The following is a 10,301-nucleotide window of genomic DNA, read 5'->3' on the forward strand; positions in this document are numbered from 1 at the left end:
CCGGCCCCGCTCAGGAGATGCCGAACTCCTTTCCGAGCATGTCGAACATCTCCTCGTCCTCCGCTGCCGCGAAGTCGGCTCCCTCGGGCTCGGCCTTGCGGCTCGCGGCTTCGATCTCCCGCCATTTCCCGGCGAGTTCGGCCAGCCGGTCACCGACCCTGCCCCGTTCGGCGAAGTCGGCGCCCAGTTCGCCCAGCGCCGCCTCCAGGCGGTCCAGTTCGGCGAAGACCGAGACCGTCCCGCCGGTCTCGCCGAAGAGTTCGCCGTCGATGTGCGCGGCCAGTGCGGCGGCCGTCGGGTGGTCGAAGACCAGCGTGCTGGGCAGCCGCAGACCGATGGTCGCGGTCAGTCGGTTGCGCAGGCCCACCGCCGCGAGCGAGTCGAACCCGACGTCACGGAACGGCCGTTCGGGTTCGATCGCGGCCGGGTCGGCGTGGCCCAACTGCGCGGCGACCTCGGTGCGGACCAGAGCGAGCAATTCCGCCTCCCGCTCCGCCGCGCCCAGTTCCGCCAGTCGGGCCCGCCACACGCTCGGACCGTCCGACTCGGCCGCCCCGCGCGCTTCGACGGCCGGCGCCGCCGCGACCTCCGCCGCCACCAGGTCCGCGATCAGCGGTCGCGGCCGGGCCGCCGTGTACCCGGCGGCGAACCGCGGCCAGTCCACGTCGGCCACGGTGACGCAGGTCAGGTCCTCGTCCAGGGCCTGCCGCATTGCCTCCAGGGCCCGATCCGGGTCCATCGCCGGCACCCCGATCCGGTCGAGGTGCGCACCGGCCGCGCCGTCGGCCATCCCGCCGCCGGCCCACTGCCCCCAAGCGATCGAGACGGTACGCAGCCCGCGCGCCCGGCGCCGCTCGGCGATCGTGTCGAGGCAGGCATTGGCCGCCGCGTACGCCCCTTGCCCCGCGCCGCCCCACACCCCGGCGGCGGAGGAGAACAGCACCACGGTGTCGGGCTCGTCGGCCCGCGACAACTCGTCCAGGAGCAGTGCGCCGCCGACCTTGGCCGCCGAGGCGTCGGCGAGATCCGCGACGGTGCTGTCCGCCAGCGGGCCGACCACCACGGCGCCGGCCGCGTGTACGACGGTGTCGATCCGCCGGCCGCCGGCCCGTACCTCCGCCAACAGCGCGGCCACCGCGTCGCGATCGCCCAGGTCGCAGGCGAGCACCGCCACCTCGGCCCCGGCCGCCGCCAGTTCCTCGCGCAGTCGGTCCGCGTCGGGCGCGTCGGGTCCACGCCGCCCGGCCAACACCACCCGCTCGACGCCCTCCCGGACCAGCCACCGCGCGACCCGCCCGCCCAGCGCACCGGTACCGCCGGTGACCAGCGCCGTGGCACCGGGCCGCCACCGGCTCGTCCCGCTCCCCTCCGGCCCGGCCATCCGCGCCAGCCGCCGGACGAACACCCCCAGCGGCCGAATCGCGATCTCGTCCTCGCCCGAGTCGGTGCCGCCCGTGCCGGCCGCCAGGATCCCCGCCAGCGTCTCGGCCACCCGGCCGTCCATCACCTCCGGCAGATCGATCAACCCACCCCACCGCCCGGGATGCTCCAGCCCGACCACCCGCCCGAGCCCCTGCACGGCCGCGCCCGCCAGGCCGGCCGGCTCCTCGCCCAGCACCGACACCGCGCCCCGCGTCAACACCCACAGCGGTGCCTCGATCCCGGCGTCGCCCAGCGCCTGCACCAGCGTGAGCACCGGCGCGAGCGCGGACACGGGATCCGCGTCGGCGGCACAACCCACCGCCGACAACGACACCACCCCCGTCGGCACACCCTCCTCGCCGATCGCCGCCAGCCGCCGCGCCAACGCGGTCCGTTCGCCCACCGCGGACAGCACCACCACTTCGACGCCGCACTCGGCCAGCGCGCCGGCGAGCACGTCCCCGACCTCCCCGTCCGGAGCGACGAGCACCAGACGCCCCATCCCGTCGGCGGAGGCGGCCGGCGCCGCCCACGGCTCCCACCGCACCCCGTACCGCCAGGACCGCACCGTCGCGTCCGCCCGCCGCCGCGCCCGCCAGGACGTCAGCGCCGGCAGCACGTCGCTCAGCGGCGCGTCCGCCGCCACCTCCAACTCGGCCGCCAAGTCCTCGGCGCCCGCCGCCGCCAGCGCCTCCCACAGCCTGCTGTCCTCGGCATCGCCCACCACCGGCGTCGGTGTCGTGCGACCGGGCAGCGCCGTGCCCATGTCCGGTTCGAGCCAGAAGCGGCGACCCTGGAAGGCGTACGTCGGGAGCTGTACCCGCCGGACCCCGTCGTGGTGCAGCAGCCCGGCCCAGTCGACCGGCAGGCCGCTTACGAACGCCGCCGCCAGTGCCGCGACCAGGCGTTCGGGGCCGCCCTCGCCCCGGCGCAGCGTCTCCAGGACCGTGCCGGACGTGCTCCCGAGGGCGTCGAGGGTGTCGCCGAGCGGCACCACCAGGCCGGGGTGCGGGCTGCATTCGACGAACACGGTGTGCCCGTCGGCCGCCGCCGCGCCGACCGCCGTGGTCAACCGCACGGTGCGGCGCAGGTTTTCGAACCAGTACTCGCCACCCAGGTCCGCCGGATCGGTGACCTTCAGCCCGCTCACGGTCGAGTACATCGGCACCCGCCCGTTCCCCGGCTCCACCCCCGCCAGCGACTCGGCCAACACCTCGCGCACGTCGTCCATCCGCGCCGAGTGCGAGGCGTAGTCCACCGGAATCCACCGCGCCCGAACCCCGTCGCGCTCGCACGCGGCCGCGATCGGCGCCAGGCCCTCGACCGGCCCGGAAAGCACCACGCCCGCAGGCCCGTTGACAGCCGCCAGAGACAATCCCTCGACCAGCGCCACGAGTTCGCGACCACGCTCGGCGGACACGCCCACCGACAACATCCCGTCACCTTCGGCCGCCAGCCCCCGCAGTGCCCGACTGCGCAGCACCACGATCCGGACCGCGTCCTCCAGGGACAAAAAGCCCGCCACATGCGCGGCGGCGATCTCCCCCTGGGAGTGCCCGATCACCGCGCTCGGCCGTACCCCGCACGACTCCCACCAGCGGGCCAGACCGACCATCACGGCGAACAACACGGGCTGGATCACATCCACCCGCTCCAACAGCGCGGCGGACGCGTCCCGGAGCACGTCGAGCAGTGCCCAGTCGGCCAACAGCGGATCCATCGCCGCCGCGCACTCCACCATCGACTCGGCGAACACCGGGCAGCAGGTCAGCAGTTCCGCCGCCATCCCGACCCACTGCGAGCCCTGACCGGGAAAGACGAACACCGGCCCCACGGCCGCCTCGCCCGAAACACCGGTGCCGCCGGCAAGCACGGCACGTGCCCCCGCGTCCCGCCCGGTCGCCAGCGCGTCCAGGCCCGCCGTCAACTCCGCGCCGTCCCGGCCCCACACCACCGCGCGCCGCTCGAACACGGCCCGTCCCGAAGCCAACGACCAGCCCACGTCGGCCGGATCGGCCTCGGGACGGGCCCCGGCCCAGTCCCGCAGCCGGGCCGCCTGGGCCCGTACGCCCGCCTCGGTCCGGGCCGAGAGCACCCACGGCAGCACCCCGCCGATGCCGGTGCCGGCCGTGGTCCGGGCGGCGGGTTCCGGCTCCTCGTCGGCGTGTTCGAGGATGACGTGGGCGTTGGTCCCGCTGATCCCGAACGAGGACACCGCCGCCCGGCGGGCCCGCCCCACCTCGGGCCACGGCCGCCCCTCGGCGAGCAGTTCTACCCGCCCGGTCGACCAGTCCACGTGTGGCGAGGGTTCGTCCACGTGCAGCGTCGGCGGCAACGTCCCGTGCCGCATCGCCATCACCATCTTGATCACCCCGGCCACCCCGGCCGCCGCCTGGGTGTGGCCGAAGTTGGACTTGATCGAGCCCAACCACAGCGGCCGTTCCGCCGGCCGGTCCCGACCGTAGGTGGCCAGCAGCGCCTGGGCCTCGATCGGGTCGCCGAGCACCGTTCCGGTGCCGTGCGCCTCGACCGCGTCCACATCCGCCGTGGCCAGCCCGGCGTTCGCCAACGCCTGCCGGATCACCCGCTGTTGCGACGGGCCGTTGGGCGCGGTGAGGCCGTTGGAGGCGCCGTCCTGGTTGATCGCCGAGCCCCGCAGCACCGCGAGGACCGGATGCCCGTTGCGGCGCGCGTCGGACAGCCGCTCCACCAGCAACATGCCGATGCCCTCGCCCCACGCCGTGCCGTCGGCCGCCGCGGCGAACGACTTGCACCGGCCGTCGGGCGCCAGGCCGCGCTGCCGGGCGAATTCCACGAAGACACTGGGCGTGGACATCACCGTCGCCCCGCCCGCCAGCGCGAGATCACATTCCCCGCTGCGCAGCGCGTGCGCCGCCCAGTGCAGCGCGACCAGCGAGGACGAGCAAGCCGAGTCCACGGTCACCGCCGGGCCCTCCAGGCCCAGCGTGTAGGCGACCCGGCCGGAGGCGACGCCGAACGAGTTGCCGTTGCCGATGTACGCCTCCAACTCGTCGCCGACGTCGCCCACTCGCCCCGCGGCGTAGTCCGCGTACATCAGGCCCGCGAATACCGCCGTATTGCTGCCGCGCAGCGAGGCCGGGTCGATGCCCGCGCGTTCGAACGCCTCCCAGGAGGTTTCCAGGAGCAGCCGCTGCTGCGGGTCCATGGCCAGCGCCTCGCGCGGGGAGATCCCGAACAGTTCGGCGTCGAAGCGGTCGATGTCGCGCATGAACGAGCCTTCGCGGGTATAGCAGCGCCCGGAGCGGTCGGGGTCGGGGTCGTACAGCGCACCCAGGTCCCAGCCGCGGTCGGTCGGGAACGGCGAGGTCAGGTCCACTCCGCCGGCGACGCAGCGCCACAACTCCTCGGGAGTGTCGATGCCGCCCGGATAGCGGCAGCTCATCGCCACGATCGCGATCGGTTCGTCCGAAGTCCGGTCCTTGGTCCCGGTGTTCGCCGCCTGGGTGTACTGCGGTACGCGCAGCGTCTCGGCGCGCAGGAAGCGGGCCAGCGCGGCGGCGTTGGGGTAGTCGAACAGCACCGTGGCGGGCAGCCGCAGGCCGGTGACCGTGTTGAGCCGGTTGCGCATCTCCAGCGCGGTGAGCGAGTCGAAGCCCAGTTCGGTGAACGCGCGATCGGCGGCGACCGCGTCGGCGCCCGCGTGGCCGAGCACCACGGCGGCCTGGGCGCGGGTCAGTTCGGTGAGCAGGCGCAGCTGCTCGGGCTCGGAGCGGCCGGCGAGCCGTTGGGCCAGTCGGCGGGTGTCCGCCGCGCCGGGGCGGGCGCCGTCGGGGCGTGAGGTGGGCACCAATCCGCGCAGGATGGCGGGGAGTTCGTCCTCCAAGCGGCGCAGCGCGGTCAGGTCCAGGCGCACCGGGGCCAGGATCGGCTCGCCGTGCGCGAGCGCCGCGTCGAACAGTGCCAGGCCCTGTTCGTCGGACAGCGGCAATACGCCGCTGCGGTTGATGCGTTGCCGGTCGGTTTCGGCGAACTCCTCGCGCATCAGCCCGCTCTCCTCGGCCCACAATCCCCAGGCCATGGACACCGCGGGCAGCCCGAGGGCGCGTCGCCGCTGCGCGAACGCGTCCAGGAAGGCGTTGCCGGCCGCGTAGTTCGCCTGGCCGAGGCTGCCGATCACCCCGGCCACCGAGGAGAACAGCACGAACGCGGTCAGGTCCGCGTCCCGGGTCAGCTCGTGCAGGTGCAGCGCCGCGTCGACCTTGGGCCGCAACACCCGGTCCACCCGCTCGGGCGTCAGCGCGCCGATCACCCCGTCGTCGACCACACCCGCGACGTGCACCACCGCGGACAGCGGGTGCGCGGACGGGATCGCGGCCAACTTCTTGGCCAGGTCGGCCCGGTCCGACACGTCGCAGGCCACCACGTCGACCGTCGCGCCGAGACCGGTGAGTTCGGCGGCGAGCGACCCGGCGCCCGGGGCGGCGATCCCGCGCCGGCTGACCAGGAGCAGCCGACGCACCCCGTGCGCGACCACCAGGTGCCGGGCGACCAGGGCGCCGAGCGCACCGGTGCCGCCGGTGACCAGGGTCGTGCCGTCGGGCGCGAACAGCGGCGCGCTCGGCTCGATCGCGGGTGTCCGGGTGAGCCTGGGCCGGTACGCCACCCCGGCCCGTACCGCGAGTTGCGGCTCACCCGCGCCGATCGCGGCGAGCAGCGCCTCGGGCGAGGCCGCGTCATCGTCCAGGTCGACGAGGACGAGCCGGTCCGGGTGCTCGGACTGGGCCGACCGGACCAGGCCGCCGACGGCGGCGGCGGCCGGATCCCGCACCTCCTCGTCCGCGACGGCGACCGCACCCCGGGTGACCACGACGAGGCGGGCGCCGGTGAAGCGCTCGTCCCCGAGCCAGGTCTGCACGGTGGCCAACGCCCGGTTCACGGCGGCGTGTACGTCGTCCGGGTCCGGGACGTCGCCGAGTGGTCCGGCCGGGATCGTGGGCCACGCGAGGACGACGACCTCCGGCGCCGGCAGCCCGGCGTCCACCGCGTCGCCGAGCGCGGTCGGATCGGGATGTACGGTGCCGCCGAGCCGGCCCGCGAACGGGTCCCCCGAGCCCGACTCGGCGATGATCGCCGGGGATCCGACACCGGGCGCGGCCGACGGCCGGGGCAGCGGGGTCCAGCGCAGCGTGTACAGCGGGTCGCGGCGACCCGCCGTGGAGGTGCGCAGTTGTTCGGCCGAGATCGGCCGCACGGCCAACGACTCGACCTCGGCGACGGGTCGGCCGTCCTCGTCGGCCAGGCTCAGCGTCACCGACTCCGGCCCGGTCCGCACCACCCGCGCCCGCACCGCGGCCGCGCCGGGAGTGTGCAGCCGTACCTCACGCCACGAGAACGGCAGCGCCAAATCGCCTCCCTCGGCCTCCGCCGAATCCGCGAACGCGGCCACCCCGAGGAGGTGTTGGGTGGCGTCCATCAGCGCCGGGTGCACGCCGAATCGGTCGGCCTCGAACCCGACCTGCTCCGGCAGCGCGATCTCGCCGAAGATCTCCTCCCCACGACGCCAGACCGCGCGCACCGCCCGGAAGCACGGCCCGTAGGCGACTCCGTTGTCGGCCAGCCAGGGGTAGAAGTCGTCGATCGGCACGGGTGTCGCGCCCGTCGGCGGCCAAGGGGTCGGGTCGGCGGCGGCGGGTGGTTCGTCCTCGACCGGCGCGACCGTGCCCACCGCGTTGCGGATCCACCCCTCGTCGCCGTCGCCGTCGTCCGGCCGGGAGTGGATGGTGATCGCCCGCCGCCGCTCGTCGGGGCCGGCCGCCTCGATCCATACCTGCACCTGGCAACCACCGCGCTCGCCGAACGCGAGCGGGGTCTCCAGGGACAGTTCCTCGACCCGGTCGCAGCCCACCCGGCGCCCGGTGTGCAGGGCCAGTTCCAAAAACGCGGTCCCGGGCAGCAGAACCGTGTCCAGGACGACGTGATCGGCCAGCCACGGATGGGTGTCCAGGGACAACCGCCCGGTGAACAGCGAACCGTGTCCGTCGGCCAGGCCGACCACAGCGCCGAGCAGCGGGTGATCCACCGTCCCCTGTCCCAAGCCGGTCGGGTCGCCCGTGCCGGTGCCGGCGTCCAGCCAGAAGCGCCGCCGGGTGAAGGCGTACGGGGGTAGCCCGACCCACCGCCCGGGCACCAGCGCCGCCCAGTCCACCGCCGCGCCGTGCACGAACACCCGGGCCAGCGCCTCGACCACACCCGTCACCGGGTCACGGTCACGCCGCCGGGTGGCGACCGCCACCACGTCGTCCGCGTCGGCCGTGACATCGGCGACCATCGGGGTCAACGCGGCGTCCGGCCCGATCTCGACGAACGTGCGCACCCCGTCGGCGCGCAGCGCGTCCAGCACATCGCCGAAGCGCACCGCGCGCCGCACGTGGTCCACCCAATAGCGCGGATCGCACCACTGCTCCGCCGACCCGATCCGGCCGGTCACGTTCGACCCGATCGCCATCCGCGCCGGACGCGGCGTCAATCCCGAGACGACCTCGGCCAGTTCGTTCAGCATCGGTTCCATCAGCGCCGAGTGGAACGCGTGCGACACCCGCAGCCGGGAGATGCGCAGCCCGCGCTCGGCACACACCCGGGCCACCTCCGCCACGGCCGCCGCCTCGCCGGAAAGCACCACGCCGGTCGGCCCGTTCACCGCCGCGATGCCCACCCCCGGGTGGTCGGTGAGCAATCGGGCCGCGGCGCTCTCCGACGTGCCCACCGCGACCATCGCGCCCCCGGGCGGCAGCGCGCTCATCAGCGCGGCGCGGGCGGCGACGAAGGTGGTGGCGTCGGCGAGCGAGAACACCCCGGCCACATACGCCGCGACCACCTCGCCGAGCGAGTGCCCGGCCACCGCGTCGGGCGCCGCCGCCCACGAGGTCCACAACCGGTACAGCGCCACCTCGTAGGCGAACAAGGCCGGTTGCGCCACGCCGGTGTCCTCGACGCCCTCGTCCTCGTCCTCGCCCTCGCCCTCGGCGAGCAGCACATCGCGCACCGAGAACGGCAACACCGCGTCGAACGCGACACACACCTCGTCCAGCGCCGCCGCGAACACCGGGAACGCCGCGTGCAGTTCGCGCGCCATGCCGCGCGAGCGAACCCCCTGGCCGGTGAACAACACGGCGGTACGGCCCGATCCGCGTCGGGCCTCACCCACGATCGCCTCGGGCTCGCCGTCCGCCACGGCGGACAATCCCTCGACCAACTCCGCCGTGTCCCGGCCGAGCACCACGGCCCGGTGGCCGAACAGTGCCCGCCCCGAGGCCGACGACCGGCCCACGTCGGCCGGATCGGCCTCCGGATGCTCGATCGCCCACTCCCGCAACCGCTCCACCTGGACCCGCAGGCCGTCCTCGGTGCGCGCCGACACCACCCACGGCGTCACCCCGCCGAGGGGCCGGGCCGGATCGGCCGCCGCGACCGGGTCCTCGACCGGCGGCGCCTCCTCCACGATCACGTGCGCGTTGGTCCCGCTCACCCCGAACGAGGACACCCCCGCGCGGCGCACCCGTTCGCCGGCCGGCCACGCCATCGGCTCGGTCAGCAGCGCCACCCTCCCGGCGGACCAGTCCACGTGCGGCGTCGGCTCGTCCACGTGCAGCGTGCGCGGCAAAGCACCGTGCCGCAGCGCCTGCACCATCTTGATCACGCCCGCCACCCCGGCCGCCGCCTGGGCGTGGCCGATGTTCGACTTGATCGAGCCCAGCCGCAACGGCCGCTCGGCCGGCCGGTCCTGCCCGTAGGTGGCCAGCAGCGCCTGGGCCTCGATCGGGTCGCCGAGTCGGGTGCCGGTGCCGTGCGCCTCCACCGCGTCCACCTCGGTCGCGGTCAGTCGGGCGTTGGCCAGCGCCTGTCGGATCACCCGCTCCTGGGCCAGGTCGTTCGGCGCGGTCAGTCCGTTCGAGGCGCCGTCCTGGTTGACCGCCGAGCCGCGCACCACCGCCAGCACCCGGTGTCCGTTGCGGCGCGCGTCGGACAGCCGCTCCATCAGCAGCAGACCCACACCCTCGCTCCAGCCGGTGCCGTCGGCGCCGGCCGCGAAGGACTTGCAACGACCGTCGCCGGCCAGGCCCTGCTGCCGGGAGAACTCGTCGAACGCGCCGGGCGTGGCCAGGACGGTGGCCCCGCCGACCAGGGCGAGGTCGCACTCGCCCGCCCGCAGCGCCTGGCCGGCCAGGTGTACCGCGACCAGCGAGGACGAGCAGGCGGTGTCCACGGTGACCGCCGCGCCCTCCAGACCGAAGTGGTAGGCGAGGCGGCCGGACGCCACGCTGACCAGGCTGCCGGTCAGCAGATGGCCCTCGACCTCCTTGGGCACCCGGGCCAACCGCGACAGGTAGTCACTGGCGATCACCCCGACGAACACCCCGGTACGGCTGCCGCGCAGCGTGGTCGGATCGATCCCGGCGTGCTCGAAGACCGTCCACGACGCCTCCAGGAGCACCCGCTGCTGCGGATCCATGGCCAGCGCCTCGCGCGGCGAGATACCGAAGAAGTCGGCGTCGAAGTCGGCCGCGTCGGTCAGGAAGCCGCCCCGGTACGACGTCGCGTTCGCGGCCTCGTCCACCTCCCAGCCCCGGCCCGGGGGCGGTCCGGTGATCGCGTCGGTGCCCGCGTCGACCAGGTCCCACAGGTCGTCCGGCGAGGCCACCCCGCCCGGGTAGCGGCAGTGCATGCCGACGATGGCGAGCGGTTCGTGCCACTTGTCCTCTGTCTCGCGCAACCGCAGTCGGGTTTCCCGCAGTTCGGTGGTGGCCCGGCGCAGATAGTCGCGGAGCTCGTCTTCGTTCGCCATCGGTGCTTCTCCTTGCCTGTTCAGGAGGACGGGAGAGTCCCAGCCCCGCGATCGG

At 74.7% G+C, this 10,301-nt stretch carries 1 protein-coding gene; it reads right to left on the bottom strand.

Features of this window, described 5'->3' with window-relative positions:
* Positions 1-10: 10 nt before the first annotated feature.
* The gene (locus ACFRCG_RS04205; RefSeq protein ID WP_380028572.1) at positions 11-10,246 is read right to left on the bottom strand and encodes a type I polyketide synthase; all 10,236 of its coding nucleotides are present in this window, start codon (positions 10,244-10,246) and stop codon (positions 11-13) included.
* Between the last annotated feature and the right edge of the window lie 55 nt (positions 10,247-10,301).

The organism is Embleya sp. NPDC056575 (assembly GCF_042793325.1).
In the GTDB taxonomy this organism is placed as follows: domain Bacteria; phylum Actinomycetota; class Actinomycetes; order Streptomycetales; family Streptomycetaceae; genus Embleya.

Excerpts from the sequence above, each read along its gene's own strand:
- ACFRCG_RS04205 (WP_380028572.1), bottom strand. The coding sequence starts at position 10,246 with ATGGCGAACGAAGACGAGCTCCGCGACTATCTGCGCCGGGCCACCACC.